The sequence below is a fragment of the Geobacillus sp. B4113_201601 genome (genome assembly GCF_001587475.1).
Lineage (GTDB): Bacteria > Bacillota > Bacilli > Bacillales > Anoxybacillaceae > Geobacillus > Geobacillus icigianus.
In genome coordinates, this window is sequence record NZ_LQYX01000041.1 from 28,146 (window position 1) to 52,827 (window position 24,682).

At 48.7% G+C, this 24,682-nt stretch carries 25 protein-coding genes and 1 pseudogene; 5 read left to right on the forward strand and 21 right to left on the reverse strand.

Annotated elements, in window-relative coordinates:
• Positions 1 to 10 precede the first annotated feature (10 nt).
• From B4113_RS06340 to B4113_RS06355, 5 genes and pseudogenes are all read right to left on the reverse strand, one after another.
• Positions 11 to 2,260 carry a DNA internalization-related competence protein ComEC/Rec2 gene (locus tag B4113_RS06340; RefSeq protein ID WP_033018906.1) on the reverse strand — a complete coding sequence of 750 codons (2,250 nt, stop codon included), beginning with the start codon at positions 2,258 to 2,260 and terminating at the stop codon, positions 11 to 13.
• Positions 2,257 to 2,727, reverse strand: coding sequence for a ComE operon protein 2 (locus tag B4113_RS06345; protein WP_033018905.1), 471 nt, complete (start codon positions 2,725 to 2,727; stop codon positions 2,257 to 2,259). Before B4113_RS06345 ends, B4113_RS06340 begins: the two co-directional genes overlap by 4 nt.
• 184 nt (positions 2,728 to 2,911) lie before the next feature.
• Positions 2,912 to 4,096 carry an RNA-guided endonuclease TnpB family protein gene (locus B4113_RS06350; protein WP_033844188.1) on the reverse strand — a complete coding sequence of 395 codons (1,185 nt, stop codon included), beginning with the start codon at positions 4,094 to 4,096 and terminating at the stop codon, positions 2,912 to 2,914.
• Between the two features lie 83 nt (positions 4,097 to 4,179).
• A pseudogene (locus B4113_RS18595) lies at positions 4,180 to 4,388 on the reverse strand (IS607 family transposase); the annotation flags it as partial.
• 400 nt (positions 4,389 to 4,788) lie between these two features.
• Positions 4,789 to 5,406, reverse strand: coding sequence for a helix-hairpin-helix domain-containing protein (locus B4113_RS06355; RefSeq protein WP_172418797.1), 618 nt, complete (start codon positions 5,404 to 5,406; stop codon positions 4,789 to 4,791).
• A gap of 113 nt (positions 5,407 to 5,519) precedes the next feature.
• Between B4113_RS06355 and comER the strand changes: the two genes are divergently transcribed.
• Positions 5,520 to 6,341 carry a late competence protein ComER gene (gene comER, locus B4113_RS06360; protein WP_033018904.1) on the forward strand — a complete coding sequence of 274 codons (822 nt, stop codon included), beginning with the start codon at positions 5,520 to 5,522 and terminating at the stop codon, positions 6,339 to 6,341.
• Positions 6,342 to 6,757: 416 nt separating this feature from the next.
• Here comER and B4113_RS06365 read toward each other — a convergent pair whose 3' ends face one another.
• From B4113_RS06365 to B4113_RS06435, 15 genes are all read right to left on the reverse strand, one after another.
• A complete protein-coding gene (locus B4113_RS06365; protein ID WP_033844189.1) occupies positions 6,758 to 7,396 on the reverse strand; it encodes a hypothetical protein in 639 nt (212 codons plus the stop codon).
• Positions 7,393 to 8,256 carry an ABC transporter ATP-binding protein gene (locus B4113_RS06370; protein WP_033844190.1) on the reverse strand — a complete coding sequence of 288 codons (864 nt, stop codon included), beginning with the start codon at positions 8,254 to 8,256 and terminating at the stop codon, positions 7,393 to 7,395. The genes B4113_RS06365 and B4113_RS06370 overlap by 4 nt, the downstream gene beginning before the upstream one ends.
• Positions 8,257 to 10,188, reverse strand: a complete 1,932-nt coding sequence (locus B4113_RS06375; protein ID WP_153017135.1) for a hypothetical protein — start codon at positions 10,186 to 10,188, stop codon at positions 8,257 to 8,259.
• A gap of 711 nt (positions 10,189 to 10,899) precedes the next feature.
• Positions 10,900 to 11,310, reverse strand: a complete 411-nt coding sequence (locus B4113_RS06380) for a hypothetical protein (protein ID WP_033844192.1) — start codon at positions 11,308 to 11,310, stop codon at positions 10,900 to 10,902.
• Positions 11,307 to 11,996: an ABC transporter ATP-binding protein gene (locus tag B4113_RS06385; protein WP_033844193.1), complete on the reverse strand. Its 690-nt coding sequence runs from the start codon at positions 11,994 to 11,996 to the stop codon at positions 11,307 to 11,309. The genes B4113_RS06380 and B4113_RS06385 overlap by 4 nt, the downstream gene beginning before the upstream one ends.
• Before the next feature lie 2 nt (positions 11,997 to 11,998).
• Positions 11,999 to 13,135 (reverse strand): ABC transporter permease, encoded by a 1,137-nt coding sequence (locus B4113_RS06390; protein WP_235597966.1) that lies wholly within the window; start codon positions 13,133 to 13,135, stop codon positions 11,999 to 12,001.
• A gap of 174 nt (positions 13,136 to 13,309) precedes the next feature.
• The gene (locus B4113_RS06395) at positions 13,310 to 14,428 is read right to left on the reverse strand and encodes an ABC transporter permease (protein WP_033844195.1); all 1,119 of its coding nucleotides are present in this window, start codon (positions 14,426 to 14,428) and stop codon (positions 13,310 to 13,312) included.
• A gap of 593 nt (positions 14,429 to 15,021) precedes the next feature.
• Positions 15,022 to 15,765, reverse strand: coding sequence for a class I SAM-dependent methyltransferase (locus tag B4113_RS06400; protein ID WP_033844196.1), 744 nt, complete (start codon positions 15,763 to 15,765; stop codon positions 15,022 to 15,024).
• A complete protein-coding gene (rsfS, locus tag B4113_RS06405; protein ID WP_033844967.1) occupies positions 15,762 to 16,118 on the reverse strand; it encodes a ribosome silencing factor in 357 nt (118 codons plus the stop codon). Before rsfS ends, B4113_RS06400 begins: the two co-directional genes overlap by 4 nt.
• A gap of 5 nt (positions 16,119 to 16,123) precedes the next feature.
• Positions 16,124 to 16,693 carry a bis(5'-nucleosyl)-tetraphosphatase (symmetrical) YqeK gene (gene yqeK / locus B4113_RS06410; RefSeq protein ID WP_033844197.1) on the reverse strand — a complete coding sequence of 190 codons (570 nt, stop codon included), beginning with the start codon at positions 16,691 to 16,693 and terminating at the stop codon, positions 16,124 to 16,126.
• Positions 16,602 to 17,252, reverse strand: a complete 651-nt coding sequence (locus B4113_RS06415) for a nicotinate-nucleotide adenylyltransferase (RefSeq protein WP_033844198.1) — start codon at positions 17,250 to 17,252, stop codon at positions 16,602 to 16,604. The genes yqeK and B4113_RS06415 overlap by 92 nt, the downstream gene beginning before the upstream one ends.
• Before the next feature lie 184 nt (positions 17,253 to 17,436).
• Positions 17,437 to 17,730, reverse strand: a complete 294-nt coding sequence (gene yhbY, locus B4113_RS06420; protein ID WP_033844199.1) for a ribosome assembly RNA-binding protein YhbY — start codon at positions 17,728 to 17,730, stop codon at positions 17,437 to 17,439.
• 3 nt (positions 17,731 to 17,733) lie between these two features.
• Positions 17,734 to 18,564 (reverse strand): shikimate dehydrogenase, encoded by an 831-nt coding sequence (gene aroE / locus B4113_RS06425; protein WP_033844200.1) that lies wholly within the window; start codon positions 18,562 to 18,564, stop codon positions 17,734 to 17,736.
• 22 nt (positions 18,565 to 18,586) lie between these two features.
• Positions 18,587 to 19,696 (reverse strand): ribosome biogenesis GTPase YqeH, encoded by a 1,110-nt coding sequence (yqeH, locus tag B4113_RS06430; RefSeq protein WP_033844969.1) that lies wholly within the window; start codon positions 19,694 to 19,696, stop codon positions 18,587 to 18,589.
• Positions 19,697 to 19,698: 2 nt separating this feature from the next.
• The gene (locus B4113_RS06435) at positions 19,699 to 20,214 is read right to left on the reverse strand and encodes a YqeG family HAD IIIA-type phosphatase (protein ID WP_033844201.1); all 516 of its coding nucleotides are present in this window, start codon (positions 20,212 to 20,214) and stop codon (positions 19,699 to 19,701) included.
• Between the two features lie 338 nt (positions 20,215 to 20,552).
• On the opposite strand from B4113_RS06435, the gene B4113_RS06440 reads away from it, so the two are divergent.
• A complete protein-coding gene (locus B4113_RS06440; RefSeq protein ID WP_008879941.1) occupies positions 20,553 to 20,693 on the forward strand; it encodes a sporulation histidine kinase inhibitor Sda in 141 nt (46 codons plus the stop codon).
• A gap of 652 nt (positions 20,694 to 21,345) precedes the next feature.
• On the opposite strand, the gene B4113_RS06445 is transcribed toward B4113_RS06440, so the two are convergent.
• A complete protein-coding gene (locus tag B4113_RS06445) occupies positions 21,346 to 22,185 on the reverse strand; it encodes a phosphatidylserine decarboxylase (RefSeq protein WP_051962724.1) in 840 nt (279 codons plus the stop codon).
• Between the two features lie 124 nt (positions 22,186 to 22,309).
• Here B4113_RS06445 and pssA point away from each other — a divergent pair, with 124 nt between their 5' ends.
• The 3 genes from pssA to motB all read left to right on the forward strand — a co-directional run bounded on the left by pssA (position 22,310) and on the right by motB (position 24,595).
• A complete protein-coding gene (gene pssA / locus B4113_RS06450; RefSeq protein ID WP_033019277.1) occupies positions 22,310 to 22,849 on the forward strand; it encodes a CDP-diacylglycerol--serine O-phosphatidyltransferase in 540 nt (179 codons plus the stop codon).
• A gap of 170 nt (positions 22,850 to 23,019) precedes the next feature.
• On the forward strand, positions 23,020 to 23,820 hold the full coding sequence (gene motA / locus B4113_RS06455; RefSeq protein ID WP_033019279.1) for a flagellar motor stator protein MotA: 801 nt from the start codon (positions 23,020 to 23,022) through the stop codon (positions 23,818 to 23,820).
• Complete coding sequence (motB, locus tag B4113_RS06460; protein WP_033844202.1) at positions 23,813 to 24,595, forward strand: flagellar motor protein MotB; 783 nt, start codon at positions 23,813 to 23,815, stop codon at positions 24,593 to 24,595. The genes motA and motB overlap by 8 nt, the downstream gene beginning before the upstream one ends.
• Positions 24,596 to 24,682: the final 87 nt, after the last annotated feature.

Consider the following 24,682-nt stretch of genomic DNA (forward strand, 5'->3'; position numbering starts at 1 on the left):
GCACTTCATTTTATGGCTTCATCGGTTGAAAGGTTCCACTTTTTTCGCTGTATACATACCGAATGGCCCCGTTTTGATCCGTCCTCCAGATGATCGCTCCCTGTTGCTTGAGCCGGACAAGCACCTCCCGAGCTGGATGGCCGTAACGGTTGTGACGACCGACCGAAATCAGCGCCACCCGCGGCTTTACCGTCCGCAAAAACGGCTCGGTCGTCGACGTGGCGCTGCCGTGATGGGCGACTTTTAACACATCGGCGCGCAAGTGTGGGTAAGCGCGGACGAGATCTTGCTCCGCTTCCTTCTCAATGTCAGCGGCAAACAGCCACGTCAAGCCGCCAAGGCGGGCGAACAAAACAAGCGAACCGTTATTGTCTTCACGGTTTCCCGCTTCCGGATGCAAAATCGCAAAGGCCGCTCCGCCCTCTTGCCATCGCTGCCCGCGTGAGGCAGCCGCAACCGGCACCGAAAACGGACGCGCCATCTGACGAACGGTCGGCAACGCGTGTGGGCTCGTCACGATTTCTTTGACCCGCACGGCCCGCAGCACATCGGGAGCCGCGCCGATATGGTCGGCGTCGTCATGAGTGAGAATCAGCTTGTCGATCGTTCGAATTCCTTTGGCCTTTAAAAACGGCACGACCACATCGCGGCCGACGGAAAACGGACGCGCCCGCTTCCGCCACGGCTCGCGCGCGATGTCTAACGTTCCGCCCGTGTCAAGCAAATAGACCGCTTTTCGACCGGGAAGTTCAATCACCGTACAGTCCCCCTGCCCGACGTCCAGTACGGTCACTTCCCCGTTCGCATTCATATACGGAGCGGCAAACTGCACGGCCAGCGCCGCCGCCACCGCCGCCAATCCCCTTTGCAGCCGGCCGCGCTCCCAAAGGAGAAACGCCGCGACCACTGCGGCGACACACAAGGCCAAACCCCATGGACTCGGGCGGCCGAGCACAAGCGTCAGGCCATGATCGGTGGAAAAGAACCGAACGATGGCATTGGTGAAGACAACGAGGCGGCAAAACAGCCAAACGAACGGAGCGAACGGAACAGCAGCCACGAGCAAAGCCAGCGGCAAGAGGATCCATGAATACAGAGGAACAAACAAGACGTTAAGAACGACACTCCAAACAGAAATTTCGTAAAAGTGATAAAGCAAGAGCGGCAGCGCCGCCAGTTGGGCGACAAGAGCGGTTTGCAGCAGCCGCCCGCCCAGCGAACGAACAGCAGACAGCGCTGGAAAATGAACAAGAAGGGCGAACGTGACGACAAACGACAGCTGGAAACCGACATCCCACACCATGTACGGATCGAAAACCAACAGCACGAGCGCCGTCCAGCTTAACGCATCAAGCGGGTGAATCGCTCCTTTTTTCCAGGCGACGGCGAGCACGATCATCCCCGTCGCACAAGCGCGCAGCACGGACGGCGAGGCGCCGGCGAGCACGGCGTACACCGGAAGCAAGACCAATAGGGCAAGCACGGCCACCTCGCGCGTCATAAACCGGATGGCAAGGGCGAACGCCGCGCTGACGAGCAAGGTGACATGACCGCCGGAAATGGCCAGCAAATGAATCAGCCCGAGCTGCTGGTAACCAGCAAGCACCTCTTCATCGAGCTGGCGGCGCTCGCCATAAATGAGGGCGGCCGCAATGCCGGCGGCTTCCGGTGGAAGATGGGCTTCGATGCGGCGGACGCCCGCCTCGCGCAAGGAAAGAAGCCGTTCAGCGACGGTCGGACGGGCGCGCGCACAAACGGAACGATCGACAGACTCAGGAAGAAACAGCCAATGAACGCGCTGAAAACGCAAATACCGGCGGTAGTCAAACGCGTACGGATTGCTCGCCGACTGCGGCCGCTCAAGCGTGCCCAAGATGCGGCAAACCGTGCCGGGTGTCAAGTAGGCCTGCAGCGCTTCCTTTTCCGCCCTCGTCCTCATCACATAACGAAGCTGCACGCGCTCGCCGTTGATCTCCACCAATCCTTGCATCCGGTCACCGTCAAAAGCGGGCGGCGCAGTAAAACGGACGTTCAACGTGCGGCGCCCGCCGGACAAAGACGTTTCATTGTCATGGTCCACGATCAGGAAATATGCAAAAAAGAAGAGAGCCGTCAAAAAAGCGGGAAGAAAAACAGGCGGCCGGCGGATGAAAAGAAGAAGGAGATAAACGATGAGGAAACACCATGCTGTGGGGGACGGTGAGGCGGCCGCCACGGCCAAGAGCGCCGCCGCGGCGAGATAGACGGTTTGCCCTCTCATGCTTCGCCTTCACCGCCGGAAAGCAACGCGAACACATCGGTCTTCAGCGGCACTTGCACGAGCCGGACGCCAGCTTGGGCAAACAGTTCCAAAGCATACGGATGGTTTTTGTAGTCTTGGGCGTAATAGACGGCGCGAATGCCGCTTTGAATGATGGCTTTGCAGCACTGCAGGCACGGAAAGTGGGTGACGTACATCTCCGCCCCCTCGGTCGGGACGCCAAACTTGGCGCATTGCAAAATCGCATTCATTTCCGCGTGAATCGTCCGCACACAATGGCCGTCAATGACGTAGCACCCTTCATCGATGCAATGCGCGCCGCCGGCGATCGAACCGTTATATCCGCCGGCGATAATGCGCTTGTCGCGCACAATCGTCGCCCCCACCGCCAACCGCGTGCACGTGCTGCGCAGCGCCAGCAGATGGCTTTGCGCCATAAAATATTGATCCCACGTAATCCGTTCCATTCGTTGTCCCGTTACAGAAAACTTATAAGGCTTTATAAGATAGTTAAACATCTTATAAAGACCTATGTTTCTTTCCTTGTTCATCGCACCCGATTTCGCCAAAGCTACTCTCGTTGGATGTGGTGCTCCGAAGGCTTCAATTCCCCACTAACGAATGGGTACATGTCAATCACCGCTTTTCGTGCTAGGCTATTGACTCACCATATTTTTTTAAGTTTCTACTTGCGTTCACATCCCTGTCTATTTGATTTCCACATTCATCGCATACAAACGTTCTTTCTGATAAAGAAAGTTTCTCTTTTACAGCCCCACAATGGCTACACGTTTTAGACGAAGGGAAGAATCGATCGGCAAGTATCAACTTGATCCCATTCCAAGCACACTTATATTCCATTTGCCTTTTCAACTGGTGGAATGTTTGTTCTTGGACGGCTTTCGATAGCTTTCTGTTCTTTAGCATTCCATGAGTATGTAAGCTCTCCATGACTACATACTCTGGCTTGGTTTTCACCAAAGATGTAGTGATTTGATGAATATAATGGTGCCTGATGTGTTTCAGCCTTCGGTACGTCTTTCGAACAAGGAATTCCAACTTCTTTATATTGTTTGTTTTTCTGTAACGGAATTCACCTCCTTCTGTTTTTATTTTGTTTTTCTCATATTTCCTTGATAACTCACGTTGTAACCGTTTCAGCCTTTTCTCCAGCTTCTTCACTTTGTTTGATTTGTTTATATTGGGAAACTTCTGCCCGTTGCTAACGACAGCTAAATCTTTTACCCCTAAATCAATGCCTATGCCGTCAGTATAATTTTGGTTTTTGTTTTCAACTTCTTCAACTCCAATACTAAACCACCAATTTACTCCGTCGAATGTGACTCCTGGATTAACATATTTGATGTTATCCCCTGTTGGGATTCTGCCTTTTTCAGCCAACTTAACATAATTAAATTTCTGCCTATTCTTTTTCTTCGAAGTAGTCAGCTTTTCCAATTTTACATGCGTTTTTGTGATTTTGATTTTTACCGTATCTTGATAAAAACTTGGTTTGCTTCTCTTTTTTGACTTAAATGTTGGAAACTTTGCCCTGCCTTCAAAGAAGTTTTTGTACGCTTGACAGGCATCTTTAATCGCTTGTTTTGTTATATTATTGGAATAATGGTTAAGCCAAGCATATTCTTTTTGCTTTTTTAATTGCGTCAAGATTTTTCTCAATTCACGATCGTTTAAAAACGTTCCACCATTTTTGTCGTTTTCTTGTTGTGTAGCCAATGCCCAATTGTATGCCCATCGGGATACGCCTGCACACTCAAATAACTTTGTTCTTTGCTTATTGTTTGGTAAAAGCATGACTTTATAAGTCTTGATCATCTTTTACCAACTCCTGAATCATTTTCTTGGCTTTATTTGCTCTTTTCCCCTGCAATTTACAACATAATGTGATGATTTGAACCGCTTGACACTCTGCAATAGCCTACAATTTTTCTCTCGCGTTTCCTATTTTTTATACCAAGAAAATGATTAAGTTGCTCTTGTGAATCATACCTGAACCCCGATGGAGAAACATATGCAGGTTTTCATACACCAGATTTATCCTAATTTCTTAACGTTTGTTCCGTTTTCCCTATCAGTTTGGCAAATTGTCCATACTGTAATATTTCATCATCATCACATCTATATAAGTTGCAATTTTGTTTTACATGGCATTGTTTACTCTTCTTGTCACCGTACCAGCTTGTCAGGTGATAAAGACGGGACATGGAGATCGGAAATTCTTTATTGCAACCTATATATACACAATTTGTATAATAGTTTTTGCAAATTGTATATAGATTTTTAAGAAATTTTATAAATTTATTTCAACTGTTTGTCACCTCCGCTCCTATTCATAGTTTTAGTCTACTTGCCGAACCCCGACCCCGTCAACGCCGAAAGTGAAACCGTCCGATGCTGCCGAGCATTCGACCGGTTTCCGCCTCACCCCTCCAACGCGGAAAGTGAAGCAGCCTTCCCCTTGCCGGGCGCCGGCGGCAACCGCGAGCTTAGCCTACGTGCCGCACCGTTTACGGGACAAGCAAATACGGTTTCAATTTCTCCAACGTTTTTTCCCCAATTCCAGCCACATTCAACAAATCTTCTGGACGCTGAAACGGCCCGTGTTCTTCGCGATAAGCGATGATCGCTTTCGCCTTTGCCAGCCCGATGCCGGGCAGCTGCATCAGCTCCTCTTCGGTCGCCGTATTGATCGCCACTTGCGGACCGTTTTTTCCCTCGGCTTCAGGAGCCGCCTCAACCGGGTTCGGTGCCGCTTCGCCTTTGGCCGGCACGTAGATCATCATCTCATCGCGCACTTTGGCCGCCAGATTGACTTTCGTTTCATCCGCCTCATCCGTCAGTCCGCCGGCTAAGGCGATGACATCGCGGACGCGGGCATCCGCCGCCACCTCGTACACCCCGGGTTTCACAACCGCCCCTTTGACATCGACCACAGCGGTTTTGCGCGCTTCGTCCGTTTGGGATTCGGAACGAGCGGCATCTGTTTCAGCCGCAGCCGGCAAGGACACGGTTGGCTGCTCATCCGCTGGATGACGGACCACCCACATCCCCGCAGCCGCGGCCACCAACAAAACAGCTCCCCATTTCCAATGATTTTTCCCAAGCTCCCGCACAAACTTCCACACATTCTCCCACATCATCGCCATCCTTTCCTTGGAAAAAGTCATAAACGAAGCGCTGGTATCATACATATCGAAAAGAGAGTTCCGGTCAACTCAACCGGGAGGGGGGACCACACATGAACATCGGCGTCATCGGCACGGGGAATATGGGCACCATCTTAATCGAAGCGTTCCTCGACTCCGGCGCCGTTCAAGCGGATCAACTCGTCATCACGAACCGTACGCTTGCGAAAGCGTTCGCGATACAACGGGCGCACCCCGGCATCACAGTGGCTGCTGATGCGGCTGAAGTCGTCCAACGATGCGGCATCGTCATGTTATGCGTCAAACCGTTTGACATTCATCCGCTGCTGCAACAGCTGGCTCCGCACTGGACAAGGGAGCATTGCCTTGTGTCAATCACCAGTCCGATCAGCGTCGAGCAGCTAGAAGCGGCCGTCCCTTGTCAAGTGGTGCGCGCCATTCCGAGCATCGCCAATCGCGCGCTCTCCGGCAGCATCCTTGTCACCTTCGGGTCTCGCTGTTCGGCCGCCTGTCGGCAAACGATCGACGCTCTTTTTCGGCGCATCGCTTCGCCCGTTTCCATCGATGAGGCCATCACCCGCGTCGCATCGGACATCGCAAGCTGCGGCCCGGCGTTTTTTAGCTATTTGCTGCGGCGCTTTATCGAAGCCGCAGCAGCGAAGACCGCCATCTCGACCGAGCAAGCGACGATGCTGGCAACCGACATGATCATCGGCCTCGGGGAATTGCTGAGGCGGGACTTGTATACGCTTCAAACTTTGCAGGAAAAAGTATGCGTCAAAGGCGGAATCACCGGGGAAGGCATCGCCGTCCTCGAGCGGCGGCTCGACGGCGTTTTTGAAGAAGTGCTGGCCAAAACGCATGAGAAGTTTCGAGAAGACGTGGAGAAGGTGAGGCAACAGTTCTCGTCATAAAAACTCATTCGACATCAAACAACCAATTCCTTCTTTATCCGACAAAAAATCTCCCCTCACATTCCCACTTAGGACTAGCGGCCATTTGTCAGTTGATTTGTTCGCGACAGAACCGTTTCCTGTTGCACGCACCTTTTTACCAAAGTTTCAATCCTCACCCAGCCTTTTGGCTGGGTGCAACTATATACATGCAACATAAAGAGTTAACCTCTCCGTTATCCTGCACACCATAAGCGCTGCATCCTTTTGTTCCAATGATCCTGTGACTCAACCTACAAAGCTGAGCCCTCGGAGAGAAAGCCCGTTGCAGAAGAAGCCATTCATTTTTTAATAAGCATGTATATAGCATGCCACCGCTATAACAACTTTCACGCTTAAGAATCTTTTTGCTTAATACGCCCATTTATGTATATCGTTCATCGTTTAGTCAAAACCATCGACAGCACGGTCTGGCCCAATAATAAAAAGAAACCAGCGAGCCCCCCATTGACTATCGCTTTTGACATTACGTCACGAAAGGAAAAAGGGCTTGAGACAAAAGCCATCGCATGATACCATGGCATTACTTCTCCATTCGTTAAATACTCCGTTACTACATAAGTAGCAATCATAACGATCGACACCATGACATTCCGAAAAATCGCAACTAACAAAAAACCGACTGTCGCAAATAGCAAGCTTAGTGTTCCAATATAAACAAGCAGTGGGGCATAATCTTGATTTTCCACTACAGAATGCACCATCCATAAACTTCCTATCAACAGCAATACATACATGAGTATAAACGGCAATACACGGTATATCCCATGATACCATCTCGATAATGGATAGCTGGGAAGAAGTTCATGCAATCCTCCCTCAAAATATTCATCATATAAGTGAATGATCCACCAGCACGCAAGAGGAGCAACAAGAAATTCAATCGTATTATAAATATATAAAGAAAAACCTTGATATGTAGCCAATTGATACATTAACAACAGAAAGACAATAAGAGGGAGAAAAAATGACCATCCCATTGATTTTATTTCAAAAACAAAATTTATCTTTTTCAATGGTTATCCCCCTTCATCATATAAAGGTAAGCATCTTCCAATGTCGGATGAACACGTCTCGCCTCTTTTATGCTTTCCTGCGATAACATTCTAACAATATAGCGATCCCCAGCTTCTTTCACCGAAATAATTTTCGATTCGGGAATTTGCTCTAAGTCGCGTGAATTAACGTCTTTTTCCCACACGAGTCCGTCTACTATTTTCAACACTTCCTGTCTTGATCCTTCGAACAGAATTGTCCCCTTATTCATCATAGCAACATAATCGCATGTTGTTTCTAAATCCTCGACAATATGGGAAGAAATAATAATAGTTCGGTTGACGGAGATTTTCCGAAGCAAATTGCGAAACCTTACCCTTTCTTGAATGTCCAATCCAGCAGTAGGTTCATCTACAATCACAATTTTCGGATTGCCCAATAAAGCTTGGGCAATCCCAACTCTTCTGATCATTCCACCTGACAAATCCTTCATTTTTTCGTTTCTTTGTTCATAAAGATTCACATTTTCCAGCACTGCATCAAGCTCCGATATTCGGCGTTCTTTATTAATAATTCCTTTTAAAACAGCAAAATGATCAAGCACTTCATAAACCTTCATCGTTTTATAAGCGGAGAAATACTGCGGCAAATAGCCAATTAACGGTTTCACTTTTTGAGGGTTTTCCCATGAAATATCGCCGAAAGAAATTGCCCCTTCTTCCAAAGGAAGCAAAGTTGCTATGATCTTCATTAAGGTTGTTTTTCCAGCCCCGTTAGGACCGAGCAAACCATAAGTTCCCTTGATATTCAATGAAATATTATTTAATACAACCTTGTTTTTATACCGTTTTTTCACATTTCGAATTTCTAGTACAGACACTTATAAATCCTCCTTGATGACGATATATTGCTCTATAAGCTCCTTTAATTCGTTCCAATCTTGGCTTCCACTTTCAATAAGCTGGAACCACTTTTGGCAAAAGCGATTTTTCATTTCCACGTCTTCTTCCCTCTTTATCCACTGGACGATACTGCTTTTAATTTGATCGTTTTCCGATTTTATCGCGTCCATACGAGGCAAAAAACTGCCGTCATCTGGAATACCGTATTGTTGGTTATAGACGTAAGCATAAACGGAATCGAATAAATGGAGATACTCCATATCTTTTATCGGAATCCCTTTGTATTTCCAAGTAAGAGCAGGAACGAGCATATACGTATAACTGGCCTCATCTTGCGGAAGAATCGTTGCCTGATACTGCAATGATGTCCCATAAATAAAATGATCGGAGGCAAACCATATGTACTCCTCAGCAGCGAAATCATTAATGGAAAGAATGGGGACAAAAACAACCAATTTCGGAAACCCTTCATATGAAATATGAAAGTTGCGTGAAATGGTTTCCATAACATGACTAGTGCGCTCTTTAAATTCAGGATATTGGTACATATTCTTCTCCCAAGTCATCGGTTGCACAAATCGCGTACCATCGTTCTTCCTATTCATCTCCGCTATCTTACCAACCACTACCGATAATCCAAATGAAGATCTTCCATGCCATTTCTTACTTCCAACCTTTTTTATATTCGTATATAAAGGAGTAGGACCGTCATAAGTTAATGTAATTTCGGCATCATTGTTCCACTGATGATTATTTCTAATCAGCCCCATTTTCGTATATTGAAAAGCAGGTTCTACATTGCTCGATGGCAGCCATGGAAAATAATACGGCAAATATACTGCGCGTGAATTAGCGAAGAACAACGGCGAACTCAATCCTTGATAAGAAATGGAAAGCTGACAACTTTGCTTAGGTGGCAATTCGCTTGGCAGCTCAATGTTTAAAAGATCGTTTTTTTGCTGGAATGACAATTTTTTATGGCTGTTCGAAACGTCTATCACTTTAAATCCATGGTACAAAGACAAGGATATATAGTCTAACGGATGTTTTTGATTGTTCACTATTGTAATAGCGGCATCGATCTCTACTAGCCGTTTTACCTTCATATGGACATTATACTTTGAAATCGCAATCACTTGATGCTGTAAAGAATTCTCATGAGACAAAGCTCGATAGTACGTTTCATCGACACGCTCCCTTGTCCCTGCCAGTAGAGAATTGCTAATATAAATTTGTCTGTCTAAGGTAAAGTAATAAATCAAAACTCCTATACTCCCTATACATACCGCAACATACATAGAAAACCGTTTTTCTATATTGCCTCGTTTTCTTAAAAAATGGGTGAAAAGAAAAAGAAAACTGATACATAGCAACATAAATAATCGTTTCATCCAATGGTAAAGAGAAAGTTCAAATCCATATAAATCGTTAAATAACGCATAAGGGTTTGGTTCCCCAAGATTGATCCACACAAGAAAAGCAGAGAACATCGTTTTGGATACGGCTGTACCAAAAAAATAAGAATTTGCTGGCCCCATTAACACCCAAACAAAAAGAATAAGAGGGTAAATGATTTTTCCCTTAAACCAAGATGCCAACAAAGCTCCTATTAGCACGGATAAAAAGAAGGAAATCCCCCAGTATAGGACAATATAAAGAAACGCATCATAATAGAAAGAAAGAAAAGATATACCCTTTGGCAAAAACAAAAAGACATAGATGGAAAATACAAATAAACAAACCAATAACACAAGGATTAAAAAAAAGAGCAATTTCCCCATAAACTTAGAAAAAATTGCATTTGGGATCGATGAAAATATATCGTGCAAATGATTATTTTCTTCCAGTCTAATCAATAAAACCCCAAAAAATAAAAAAGCAAGCATTCCCCCTTGTACTGCAAAACTCATCCTTACTAATGCTTCCCCAGGAGAAAAGTTATATCCCGTAGAATAAAAATGAAAACCGCAGTACACATACACAAGAAAACAAACTAGCAAAATCCAAAAAAGCGGACTTCTCCGAAAAAGGATCCACATGACGTTCATAGAATTGAAAACCTTCATAATAGTACACCTCATTCTTAACGATCACCTTTATTTTCATAGTAAGCCGGCCGACTCACCCTTACTGTATCAAAATGGATAAGAAAAAACATCCGTATTTTCCACAATTTTTTTAATGAAAAAATTGATAAAAAAGCCCCCAATTAATTCCGTCGATTTTCTAAGTATCCGCTTGTATAGTTCGACCAATATCGTCATTTTCCTTCTAAACTTCTAATATTTTGGCTCTTCACCAAAAGTTGTACTTGATTTTTTCATCCCACATCTTACTTATGCATCCACGAAAGAACGGGAAACCAATCATTTTTTGCCTACACCTGTTCAGAGAAGTGCACCGTCTGTCAAGTACACACATTGTGGTGATGAACCAATATTTTTTATTGCTGGGCGTTCCAATGACATTGGCTACGCGGCCATGTATTTCTTCTTTTTTATCCATATGCATAAAAAAAGCGCCCGCCAATCAGCTTGACAGGGGCAAACATCAAACAGTTAACCGCACCGTCTCCATTCCCTTCATAAGCACGATCGGTGGACGCTAGCCATCACGAAAGTTTAGCTGCTTTTCATTTTCAAAACGTAATGTCCATCGGTTTCCTTATTAATGTAGTACTTGGCCATCCATTCTCCTTTGATCGGTTTCACCTTCAGTGTTTTTTCAAAAGGAGCACCCGCCTTTACTTCTCCTTTCTCAATCAATTGGCCGTTAGGGTTGTATAATTCGTACTTCAGACTTCCTCCCCGCAAATCGATGCGTTGTTCGATCAGCAGTTGATCAAATTTCGTTTTATTCACATCGATGGTAGTTTTAAAGACCGAATATTGTTCTTCGTACTCTTCTGGAAGAAAAGTCCCTTCAGCGGATGATTCAAAATTTTGCTTGTAGAAAAAAACATAATATCCTCCACCAAGGATCATCGCTATGACAACCACCGCGATGACAGACCAAATTCCTCTTTTGCTCATTGTCTTTCCCCTTTCGTGTCTGAGTGAATTTGTCCATCGACAATTCGAACGATTCGCTTCGTATACGAAGCCACTTTTTCATCGTGGGTAATGACAATAATGCATTTCCCTTCTTCGTTCATTTGGCAAAAAAGTTCCATCAATCTTGCGCCATTTTCTTGATCCAAAGCACCAGTTGGTTCATCGGCAAGCACGATATCGGTTTCTGCCACCATTGCTCGCGCAATAGCCACGCGCTGCTTTTGCCCTCCTGACAGCTTCGAAACATTTTTCTTTTTTAAATGGGCAATGCCTAGTTTCTCTAAATAATGATCGACTTTTTCTTTTATCTCCTTTTTGCTTAGCTCCCGCTTCCATAGGGGGAGAGCGACGTTTTCAAACACGGTGAAATGATGCATGAGCGCAAAGTGTTGAAAAACAAAACTGATTTTTTGGTTTCGAATCCGGCTCAGCTCTTTATCGCGCAGTGTAGTTACGTTCACTCCATCAAGACGGTATACTCCTTGCGTCGGCACGTCCATACAACCAATAATATTTAACAGCGTGGATTTGCCTGATCCGGAAGGCCCCATGATCGAAATGAATTCGCCATTGTCCACCGTTAAATCGACGCCTTTTAACGCGACGGTAGTATACTCGTCTTCCCCATAGGTTTTATAAATGTTTTCCAGTTCAATCAGAGCCATTGTTACTCCCTCCCTTCCACTAACTCTCTTAATTCTAGGTTTTTAATGTTCCATAATGGAATCAGGGCGGAGAGCAGAATAATGGCGATGGCGATAATCGCCACTTTCCCATACAACGACCATGTAAAGGCCTCTAACCGAATGTTGTCACCGAAAAAATCATGGTTGACTTCAGTCCAATAGTTGACAATCACACCGATGACCGCCGAAATCCCTACTAAGAAAAACAGTTCCACGATCACCATAACCGAAATATCTCGCTTGCTAGCCCCTGTTACCATCATGACACCCAATTCATATTTGCGCGCCCGAATCGCTGAAATGGTGACAGAAATCACACCGATCAAGGTCACCACAAGGAAAAATACCCCTATGGCTAAAGCATAGTCATAGCTTTTGCCGGTATTTGCTTGATAAGCATCGACATCTTGCCTGACTGTTCGCAACACAGGAGAAATTCCTAATTCATTTCCTTTCTTTCTGAGGGCTGCGCTTACAGCTTGCAATTGCTTTTCCGAACGAAGCTGAAGGAATGTATTGTGCAACCGTACTGCCACGCTGATCGGCCGTCCCTCTCTTTGCTCGGGAAAAAACGGAGCAACAAAAAAATGATCCAAGTTGTCCGCACGGTTGATCAAATAATCATTCCCTGACAGCCACCGGCTTCCCTTTTCCAAAATCCCGACCACTTCATACGTCACTTTCATGGTGCTTTCCCCGGCGCCGGCTTCCGCTTTAAAACGATCGCCAATGCGAAAAACATCGCGGTAATCGTATCCGACCAAAACGGGAATCACATCGTTGTTTTCTTTTTGAAAATCTGCTTTTTCTAACGTCCTTCCCTTGCTAACACGAAATTTGGTGAACAGTCGGTATATATCATAGTCGAAATAAATGATGCTTGAACTTTCCGTCTCCTCTTCTCTTCTTGTCCCGGCATACAATTGTCGATTGCGCTGCTCGTATGCCTGCTTCCTAGCAAAATCTTCAGGCGCGATGCTTGTCGTGTTGAACGATCCGTATCCTTCAACCTCTGGCAACCTTTTTATGTATGTTTCCAATTGCTGAAACCGCTCGGCAAACCACTGTGAATCGTCTCCGTCGGGCATCGTCAACTTCACTGTTTTATATTCATCCATGTTAGAAACAGAAAAAAGCTGTTTTTCTTGATAGTGGAGCGTGTCTAACGTAATGAGCGCATGGTTTATCATCCAAAATGAGACGACAAGCTGAAGGGCCATCAACAACATCGATCGTTTTCGCTTTCGGATGGATGAAAACGTTATCGTCGCATATCTCATGGTTCTACCGCCTTATCTTCGATTCATCACATCAACAGGTTGTACTCGAATCGCTTTCATTGCTGGAATAATGATTGTGAGTGCAGCTGAAAGCACCACAAACACAACTGCTGTCGACAGATGAGTGATGGAGAGATGAATCGGATAGTCGATCCATTGTTCAATCATGCGGTTACATAGCAGCTGCAACGCAAAGCCGATCAAAACAGAGACAGCGGAAATGAGACACATCTCACAAAAGAGCATGAAGACAATATCATAATTGCTATAGCCAAATGCCTTTTTGATCCCAATTTCATACGTTCTTTCTTGAATCCAATATGAAGTAAGGTTAACGGCATTGACAATAGCTAACAAATAGATCATGATCATCAACGCGAGCTGTTCGCCGAAATCAACATGAAGCATGATGTTACTCGTATAAGGAGAAACATCCATTTGTGCGGCAGGAAACAACCGTTCCATATTCTGCCGAATCATTTTTTCATCCTCATACGGATCCTTCACTGGATTATGAATAGTGAAATGTAGCTGCTTCGCACTGGTCAGTTTATTGATTGCAGCAACAGGAAGAGAGGTCATTGGAATAACCACTTGGTAATCGATCACCCTCGTTCGTTTTCCTTTGACCCCAATGATTCCGATGACCTTGTACCGGTCATGTCCCATTGTCAAATATCGATCACTGCCTTCAACGCGAACATCTTTCATTCTATCTTTTCCAACAAGCGCCACTTTTTTTCCTTCTTGTATTTCGTTGATGGTAAAATATCGCCCTTCCACTAGCGGAAAGCGCTCGACCACTTTTTTTGTCCAATATTCTGGCGTAACCGCCATCATCGCATCGCCATGTGACAATGTCACCTCTTCCAAAATCACCCCCGTTTGGGCATGGATATTTTTAAATAATCCTAACACCCGCTGCCAATTCGGCTCTTCGGCAAAGGTGATGCCTACGCTGACGGCGTGCCGCGGCTGATAATGTTCTTGTTCTTGCTCAAGGAGCTTTGAATAATTCATGCTAGAAATCCCCACCGAAATCATCAACACCGACAACGACAACCCTAATACAATAAAAAAAGTGGTAATAGGATGGGCTTTGATCTGATTTTTGATCGAAGAAAAAATCAATGGGACACCTTCTCTCATAACACGAAAGTACCTAGTTGAGTCGCCGCAATATATTAGCACCAGCCAATAAAGGGAACCCTATTCCTAAGAGGCCGGTAAACGGCTAGAGCAAATGAACCGCATTTTTCCAAAAAAGAAGACTGATTTCGCTCTCTAACTGAGAAACAGATGGAACGGCACGATTTCGTACGAAATCACCGCCCCGCTAGGGACATAGCCGTCATTCTCTGATTTTTTCAAAATAGTAAAATTGACGGCCGGCCGATTCGAAACTAGTATATCACAACAACCAAACGAAAGAAAGGGTAATTTTCTATTTTTTTTATTAAATACCAAAAATATATTAATTGAATAAATGCTATATCAACGAGGACGGTGGTCTGAAAAAACATGTTGTTTTGACGTTTCAGCAGCGTCCAATCTATCGAGTGCGGGGGTGAACAGCAAAAAATGACGAGATCTTAGCCATCCATAGGGATGGCGAACATCTCGCCAATGCGTGGTATCAATGGAGAATGGGAACTTGTGATTCCGTTTTTTGCTGATAACAGGGGAACGAGCGGCACGTTCTCTCTACATGCAGACCATGTGCCTCACCGCTTCCGCGCGACGAAAAACAGCCGCTCGGCCGTCTCGGTCGGCGGGGCATCGGTGAAATCGGCGGTCACTTCAAGCACCTCGAAGCCGGCGGCATCGAGCCACTGTTCGTAAACGGCTTGCTCGAACGTGCGCTGCTCATGCCATTCGTCGAAACGTTCGTACCGATCGCCGCGGCGGACGAAAAACGTCAGTTCATGCCCGACGCTGTGCGGCCAATCGAGCGGATGGCACGTCCATATGTAGCTGATGTCCTCTCCTTGGTCAGCAAACACGGCGTCACGAAACAAAACGTCCATTTTATAAACGGAATGGACGTCAAACAAAAGCAAGCCGCCGGCGCCAAGGGCGCGGGAAACGGCGGCGAAGGTGGTTTGGACGTCCTCCTCATTCATGAGGTAATTGAGGGCGTCGCAAAACACCAGCGCGCCGTCAAGGTCTGAAAACCCGTCGAGTTCGGCCATGTTTTGTTCAAACAGCGGCACATGAACGCCAGCTGCCTCCGCTTTCTCTTGGGCGATGGAGAGCATCTGCGCGGACAAATCAACACCCGCGACTTGCCACCCGTCCTTCGCAAGACGGATGGCCAGCTCTCCTGTCCCGCAGCCGATATCGATGACCCGCCGCCCCGGCCGTCGGGCGTAGCGGTCGAAGGAGCGCTCGACAAACGACTGCCACTCGCCGTACGGCGCGTCAGCCATCAGCACATCATACCAATCGGCAAACCGTCCGTACGTCATGGCTGCAACACGGCCGCGACGTCTTCCGTCGGGGCGTCCCCCCAAAGCCGCTCAAGGCCGTAATAGTCACGCTCCTCTTTCGCAAACACGTGAGCGACGATATCCCCCAAATCAACAAGCACCCATTTTGCCTCGTGAAATCCTTCGATCCGTTTGACCGCCAGACCGTGTTCCTCGGCTTGGTCTTGAATTTCGTGGGCGATCGCCTGCACTTGTTTGTCCGAATTGCCATGGCAGATGACAAAATAATCAGCCACAAGCGAAATGCCTTTCATATTTAAGACAACAATGTTTTCCGCTTTTTTGTCATCCGCGGCGCGGACGACAAGCTGCAATGCTTCTTGTTCATTCACCGGCTTCATTCCCCCTTCACCTCGCGCAAGAGCGAATTGTATGCGTGAATCGTGTCCGGATAGATGAGCTGGCGCTTCTCAAGCAAAAAGGCGATCGTGTTTTTCACCGCCTGCCAAAGCGCCCGGTTAAGATCTTCTTCCGCCAAGCGCCGCACGTCATCGACGCCCGGGAAGCGCCGCCCTGGTTCAATGTAGTCGGCCAAATAAATAATTTTTTCCAGCAACGTCATGCCGGCGCGGCCAGACGTGTGGTAACGGATGGCATCGAGCACTTCCGGGTCGTCAAGGCCGACTTCTGCCTGCACCAAATACGCGCCAACGGGCGCATGCCATAATTCACTGTTATACGCAAGCAAATCGTTGGGCATATTTTGCGCCAAAATGATTTGTTTCATTTCCTCGACGGGGCGGAATTTCGCATAGTCGTGGAAAATCGCAGCCAGTTCCGCCTTTTTCGCGTCAGCGCCGTATTGTTTAGCGAGCTTAACGGCGGTCGCGACAACGCCAAGCGTGTGCTCGTAGCGCGTCTCGGTCAGCTGCTGTTTCACGATTTGCAACGCTTGTTCCCGTTCCATATAACCCCTTCTCCTCAATATAAAGTCTTACTGCTTCCGGCACGAGGTAGCGAATCGTCTGCCCGCGCCGCACCCGCTCGCGGATGAGCGAGGACGAGACGGCAAACTGCGGCGCTTCCACTTCGATGACCGGATACGGCGTTTCCAGCGAAAATCCCGGCCGCTTGACGCCGACGAACGTCACCAATTGGACGAGCTCATCGATGCGGTGCCAATTCGGCAAATATTCGACCATATCGGCGCCGATGATAAAATAAAATTCATCGTCTGGGTGCGCCGCGGTGAGCTGGCGGAGCGTATCGTACGTATACGACGGCCCTTTGCGTTCAAGCTCGATCGTCTCAATGCGAAAGCGCGGATGTCCGGCGATCGCCAGCTCGAGCATGCGCAGCCGGTCTTCGCTTCTTGTCACTTGCTCATGCTGCTTATGGGGAGGAATGCGGTTGGGCAAAAACCAAATTTGTGACAGCTCTAAAGCATCCAGCACTTCATCGGCCATCAGTAAATGCCCGCAATGGGGGGGATCGAACGTGCCGCCCAAAATCCCAATTTTCCTCATCTTCCTTCCTCCCGCCGCTCTGTCCTAGGATGTTGCTTGCTAAAGGCGGACGACCAATCAGATCGGCCTCGCCCGGAACGCTTAGCGAGAAACGAAGCGCTCGCCTCGATCCCGCCCTCTGCCATCAAACAAGCAAACCCATCGTGGCAACCGCTTGATGCGCCCGCCTCAACCATGCCGGCGGTTACTTAGGCAAGACGATGCGCTTATGTTCGTTTGACTCTTTATACAAGACGATCGTGTTGCCGATCACTTGCACGATTTCTGCCCCCGTTCCCGCCGCTAGCTGTTCGGCGACGGTGTCGCGGTCGTCCTCACAGTTTTGCAAGACGCTGACTTTCAGCAGTTCACGCGCTTCGAGCGCGGCAGCGATTTGTTCGGTCATCGCTTCCGTCACCCCGCCTTTGCCGACTTGAAAAATCGGTTTCAAATGATGGGCTTGGGCGCGCAAAAACCGTTTTTGTTTCCCAGTTAACATATGTTACCTCCTCAACGCTTCGATGACAAGCTGTTTCATACGCTTGACATCCGGCCATTGGCCGGTCCATTTTTCAAACGCCAGCGCCCCTTGATAGACGAGCATGCCAACGCCGTTTTGCGTGCGGGCGCCGCGCGCTTTCGCTTCTTTTAACCACTTCGTTTCCAACGGGTTGTAAATGATGTCGGAAACGATCGTTCCCGGCCGCAGCCGCTCGAGCGAAAGCGGCTGTTCTTCCTCTTGCGGATGCATGCCGGCCGCCGTTGTATTGATCACGATATCATATTCAGCCAGCCGTTTTTCAGCCTCGGCGAGCGAGAAAAAAGCGGAGCGGTCGTCCTTCCCCTCCCCCACAAGCTGCGCCGCTTTCTCGATCGTCCGGTTGGCCATATCAATGCGCGCGGCCGCGGTCGAAAGCAGCGAAAAATAAATGCCGCGCGCTCCGCCGCCCGCGCCGATCACTAAAATCCGCTTTCCGGCAAACGAAACGTCGAGTTCCTCTTCCAAGGCGCGGACATAACCAGGCCCGTCCGTATTGTAGCCGACGAGCCGGCCATCCCGGTTGACGATCGTGTTGACCGCCCCGATGCGGCGCGCGTGGTCATCGATTTCATCCAAAAACGGCATGACCGCCATTTTATGCGGAATCGTCACGTTCACCCCGGCGATGCCAAGCGCCCGCACGCCGGCGAGGGCCGCGCCGACTTGCCCCGGTTTGACGGGAAACAAATGATAGCGCGCCGGAATGCCCAAACAGGCAAACGCATCGTTGTGCATGAGCGGCGACAGCGAATGCTCGACCGGAAAACCGAACAGCCCGTATACGTTTTCCATCGTTCTTCCCCTCCCGCTTCTCTCAAATCAGCGACTGGCGAATCAACACGTCGACTCCTTTCGGCGCATAAACGACGAGCTGAGCGCCGGGGTCGTTGCACGTCACCCAGCCGAGCCCGGAAAAGACAATGTCCGTCTTCCGCTCTTTCACCGACAGCGTCCGGGGCACAAGCGGCGGAAAGTCAGCGGCGTATCGCTTGTTTGGCGGCGATAGCAACTGGCCGAGCTGGCTGGCGTACAAGGAATCCGCCTTTTCCCGCTTCGTCCGGTGGATCGTCAGCTCGTTGGCCATATAGCAGACGAACGAGCGGCGCCCACCTTTGACGTAATCGAGGCGGGCCAAACCGCCGAAAAAGAGCGTCTGCCCTTCATTGAGCTGGTACACGCGCGGATGGATTTCCCGCTTTGGTGTGATGATTTTCAAATCGCGCGCATCCACGAAATGTGCCATCTGATGATGGTTGATGATCCCGGGCGTATCATACAACGATGAGCCGCCTTCAAGCGGAATCTCAATCATATCCAGCGTCGTTCCCGGGAAATACGATGTTGTAATGACATTTCCTTTGCCCGTCGCTTCTTCGATCACCCGGTTGATGAACGTCGATTTGCCGACATTCGTGCAGCCGACCACATAGACATCGCCGCCCTTGCGAAAGCGCTCCATCGCCTCCATTACCTTCCCCATGCCAATCCCTTTCGCCGCGCTGACGAGACAGACATCGACCGGGCGCAGCCCGAGCTCTTCCGCCATCCGCCGCATCCATTGCACCAGTTTCAAATAGTTAACCGAACGCGGCAATAAATCGGCCTTATTGCCGACAAGCAAAATCGGATTGTCAGCGGCAAACCGCGGCAATCCCGGAATCCAGCTGCCGTTGAAATCAAAAATGTCGACGATGTACACGACAAGTGCCTTCGATTCCCCGATGCGGTGCAGCATGTTGACAAAGTCGCTGTCATCAAGCGGCACGTCTTGCACCTCATTATAATGTTTCAGACGAAAGCAACGTTGGCAAACGATTCCTTCCGCCTCTTTTTCAAGCACGCTTTTCGGGGCGTAGCCCGCTTTTTTTGGATCTTCCACCTGAATGGCGGCCCCGCAGCCGATGCAACGCAGTTGTGGCTCCACGATCATTCCTCCCAGTAAATCATCCCTTTTTTCCGCATGGCGTTTAAAATTCTCCGTTCCATTTTTCGATTGAACCGCGTCCACCAACCGTCCGTTTCCGAAACTGGGACGACTAAAATCGTGTTCAAGCCAAGGCGATTGCCACCGAGCACATCGGTCAACAGCTGATCGCCGATGACGACGACCTCCTCCTTGTTCAGCCCCATCATGTGCAGCGCCCGCAAAAACGCGCGCGTCAACGGTTTGCGCGCTTCGAAAATGAACGGAATGCCGAGCGGCTCGGCAAACGACTGGACACGTCGTTTATTATTATTGGATACGATGACGACCTTAATGCCCGCTTGCTTCATGGCATCAAACCAAGCGGCTAGCTCCGGGGTGGCGCTCGGCCGATCCCATTCAACGAGCGTATTGTCCAAGTCGGTGATGATCCCTTTCACCCCTTTTTCCTTCAGCTCATCAGGAGCAATGTCGATCACCCGCTTGACAAACTGGCTAGGCAAAAAGTAATGAAGCATATCGTCCACCTGCCTTTCGCTCTGCTTTTCCCATCATAGCGGATTTTCCCTTTCGTTTCAAAACAAAGTTTGCCAGTCATCGGTTGAACTGGCCAAGCGAAAAAATTTTCGACAAATTTTGCGCCCCTGCCGATTGTGGATAACTATTGCCCACATTATACACATGCTAGTGACAAGGTCCTAGCTAGGTTATAAACACCTTTTCCACACGTTATCCACGGATGTCTGTGGATAACAGAACGGTTGTTCTCTTTTGCAAATCGTGGTACAGTGAAAGTAACCTACCAGTATATGTATGGATGGCTCGTTATATTCCATCAAAAAAAGGAGGCTTCCCGATGAAGCATCTGTCCGATGAATTGCTCATCGAGTCGTACTTCAAGGCGAAAGAACTCAATTTAAGCCCCGAATTCATCGAGCTCATCGAAAAGGAAATTCAGCGCCGGTCGTTGACTCATAAAATCAAGTTGTCATCCTAACCGAAGGCCTTCGGGCTTTTTTTGTTTTTTCCCTAGAAGGCCGGTGATTTAAGGAGAAATACTGCTCTCCGACAGTGTTCCCAAACCAAAAAACGTTGCAACGTCATCATTTCATTCCTTGTGACTTCTCCCCAATCGAGCCAATTGGTTGTTTCTCCTGAACAATACTGATGAAACAGGATTTTCTATTTGAGAAACAGGCTTGATCAATAGCTTGCACCTTAAATCACCAGCTCCCTAGAGGGGCGCCGATCGAACGCGTGCTGCTTTCCGGCCTTATTTCGCATGTAGAGAAGCCTTGCGACTATTGATGCTTCTTTTTACACGCCCGCCCGTGCTTTCGAGAAAGCCTCTGTTTTTCCTCCTCTTCCGTAAACATGCCGACTTGGCGCGGATGTTCATCCCCGGGTGGAGGGCCGATCACGCTGCCCACGGAACTTGCCGTGAACAATGCCAAACTCACGCTAGACGCTTATCCCCGGGGGAAGGGAAGACCGCTGCCCACGGAACTTACCGTGGCAATCCCGTCGTCAAGCGGTCATTTTCATCCCTAGATCCGGGAACCGGGCTGTCCTTGGAACATTTTTATAAGGATAGACTTCCATACTTTTTCACAATTCCAGTTAGTGTATCACCTGTCCTTGGAACGTTTCTAAAGGGTAGACAGGTTCCGGCGGCCGCGACCGCCTTCGTTTCCCTTTCCATCCGACTGTTGGCACCAGTAGCCGAGCCGTTCACCGACTTTGATCGGCATCGGCGCCGCAACGTTCGGATCAGGAGTAAAGCTGCCGCGCTCAAACAGCAAAACGACCGTTGACCCAAACGAAAAGTACGCCATTTCTTCGCCTTTGATCAATTGGTCGCCCTCATGTGTCAATTCGATGCTGTTGACAAACATGGCGCCGATTTTCACGATCGCCAAGCGCTTGCCATCAGCCTTGACTTCCGTAATAAGACGGTAATTTTTTTCGAGCGGCCGCCTTCCATATTTTAAGCCAAGCCGATTGACCGGATACGACTTGCGGCCAAGCGTCCACTGTTTTTCGATCACGCCAGATATTGGGCTGTGAATGCGGTGATAATGGCTCGGGCTCAAATACAGAATAAAAAAGAACCCGTTCACGTACGGCTGCGCCGCTTCTTCGCCGCCGAGCATTTCCGCGATGGAATACCGCTTTCCTTTCACGGTCATTTCCCACGGTTCTTCGATGATTCCCATCGCTTCAATCACGGCGTCCACGGGGCTGACCACGGCCCGCTCATCGGCGTCGATGGGCCTCGTTCCCGCCTTCAGCCGGCGGATGAACAGCTGCTGCAGCGTCTTATAATTTTTTAAACTTTTTTCCATCTCTTCTTGGTTAATATGATAAACTTTTGCATAGGATGGAATCAACAGCGCACTCAGGCGCGATTTGGCAAACGAAGCAAGCAGCTTGGAAGAAAGCCAATGATTGGTCAATTCAATGAACAAACGATACAGCCATTTTCGCAAACAGATTCCCTCCAGTTACGCAACGTTGCTAGGTCGTTACTACCTTCCATATTACCGTCAAAACGAGTATAATGGTAGTAGAATTTTCTTTTGGCGCTTTTGGCTGGAAAAGGAGTGAGGAGAATTGTTCTTATCGGATTATTTGGATTATACGCTAAAAAAGTTGAAAGCCAACGTGGCCAATATTTTGACGTTGACGAACTTATCGCTTGGCGGCTTTTCCGTGCTCGCTACGCTCAAAGGTCAGCTGCATATGAGCGTGCTTCTCATTTTTTTGGCCGCCTTTGTCGACCGTTTTGACGGCGCGGTCGCCCGCCGGCTGAACATCGAATCCGAGCTCGGCAAGCAGCTCGACTCGATGAGCGACATCATTTCGTTCGGCGTTGCGCCGGCCTTATTGATGTATCAAGGATTGTTCCATGAATTCGGCGCGCCTGGGGCGGTGTTCACGATTTTGTATGTCGCCTGCGGGGCCTTCCGGCTCGCCCGCTTTAACATCACGGAAAACAACGGCTATTTCTCCGGACTGCCGATCACAGCCGCCGGTGTGCTGATGACGCTCGGCTATTTGGCCATCCCGTACGTTCCGCCGCAGTCGTTCATGTTTTTGGCGCTCATGTTATCGTTTTTAATGGTTGGAACGTTTAAGTTGAAAAAAATCTGACCATGTCATGGCTGCCCCTTGCCGATGGCCTATCGACTGGGCGGCTTTTTTTATGCCCAAAGTCACACCATTTTCCCTTTTCAACCTTCTCTATTCAGTATATGATAAATATGGTTTCTTCATCAAACGCCCATAGCATAGATCGTTGGAGAAAAAACGGGGGGATCCAGTTGGACAAAACATCGATCATCGGTCTCATTCTTGGGATCATCGGCATTGGATTAGGAATGTATTTTAAGGGTGTGTCGCCGGCTGTGTTAATCAATCCGGCCGCCATTCTCATCATTCTTGTCGGAACGGCCGCTGCCGTTACCATCGCCTTCCCAACGCGCGAAATTAAAAAAGTGCCGAAGCTATTGAAAATTATTTTTACTGAATCGTCCACGCCGACGGTGGAGCAATTGATCCCGCTTTTTGTCGAGTGGGCCAACATCGCCCGCCGCGAAGGGCTGCTGGCGCTTGAGGCCAAATTGGATGATGTTGATGACCCGTTTTTGCGCAACGGGCTCAGCATGGCGATTGACGGCCAAACGCAAGAATTCATCCGCGACGTCATGACAGAAGAAGTTGCGGCGATGGAAGAGCGCCACGAAGCGAACGCCGCTATTTTCACCCAAGCGGGCACGTATGCGCCGACGCTCGGAGTGCTTGGCGCCGTTATCGGTTTGATCGCTGCGCTCGGCAACTTAGAAAATATCGCCGAGCTGGGCCATGCCATCAGCGCGGCGTTCGTGGCGACAATGCTCGGGATTTTTACCGGTTATGTTCTTTGGCATCCGTTTGCCAATAAGCTGCGGCGAAAATCGAAAGAAGAGGCGAAGGTGCGCTACATCATGATTGAGGGCGTGTTGTCCATTTTGGAAGGACAAGCCCCGCGGACGATCGAACAAAAGCTCGCTTCGTATTTGTCGGAGAGCGAACGGGAGCACTTGATCGAACCGCAAAACGAAGGGGAAGCCGTCAATGGCTAACAAGAAAAAAAAGGGCGGCCATGAGGAACATATCAATGAATCATGGCTTATTCCGTACGCAGATTTGTTGACGTTGCTGCTTGCCTTGTTCATCGTTTTGTTCGCCAGCAGCCAAATCGATCAGAAAAAATTTCAGGAAATCGCTCGCTCGTTCAACACCGCCTTCGCCGGCGGAACCGGGGTGCTCGACTTTCAGAGCCCTGTGCAGCCGATCGCACCGCCCGACCAAAATGAAAAAGGGCAAGAGCGACCATCCTCCCCTTCGCGTTCGGTCAGCGGACAGGAAAAAGAAGAACTGGCGGAAATCAAAGCGAAAATCGATGCCTACATCCGCCAAAACGAACTCGGGGGAAAGCTGCAGACATCACTGGACGATGAAGGACTCGCCATCACGATCTTAGACGACATTTTGTTTGACTCCGGCAGCGCCGATGTGCGCATTAAAGATCGGCGTTTGGCGGCAGAAATCTCCAAGCTGCTCGTCATGAACCCGCCGCGCGATATCATTATCAGCGGTCACACGGACAACGTGCCGATCCACAACGCCCAATTCGCTTCCAACTGGGAGCTGAGCGTGATGCGCGCCGTGAACTTCATGAAAGTGCTGCTCGAAAACAAACAGTTGGACCCGCGCCGCTTCAGCGCGAAAGGGTACGGCGAATACAAACCGATCGCTTCCAACGCGACGGCCGCCGGGCGGATGAAAAACCGGCGCGTGGAAATTTTGATTTTGCCGCGCTCTGACACTTCTCCGTCATCGGCATCCGCTCGCTGACCGGCAAGGCTCATCTCGCTTTTGCCATTTGACATCATTCCGAAAAGAAGTCTCCCACTTCAAGCAAAGCTAAGTGGGAGCAGTTCA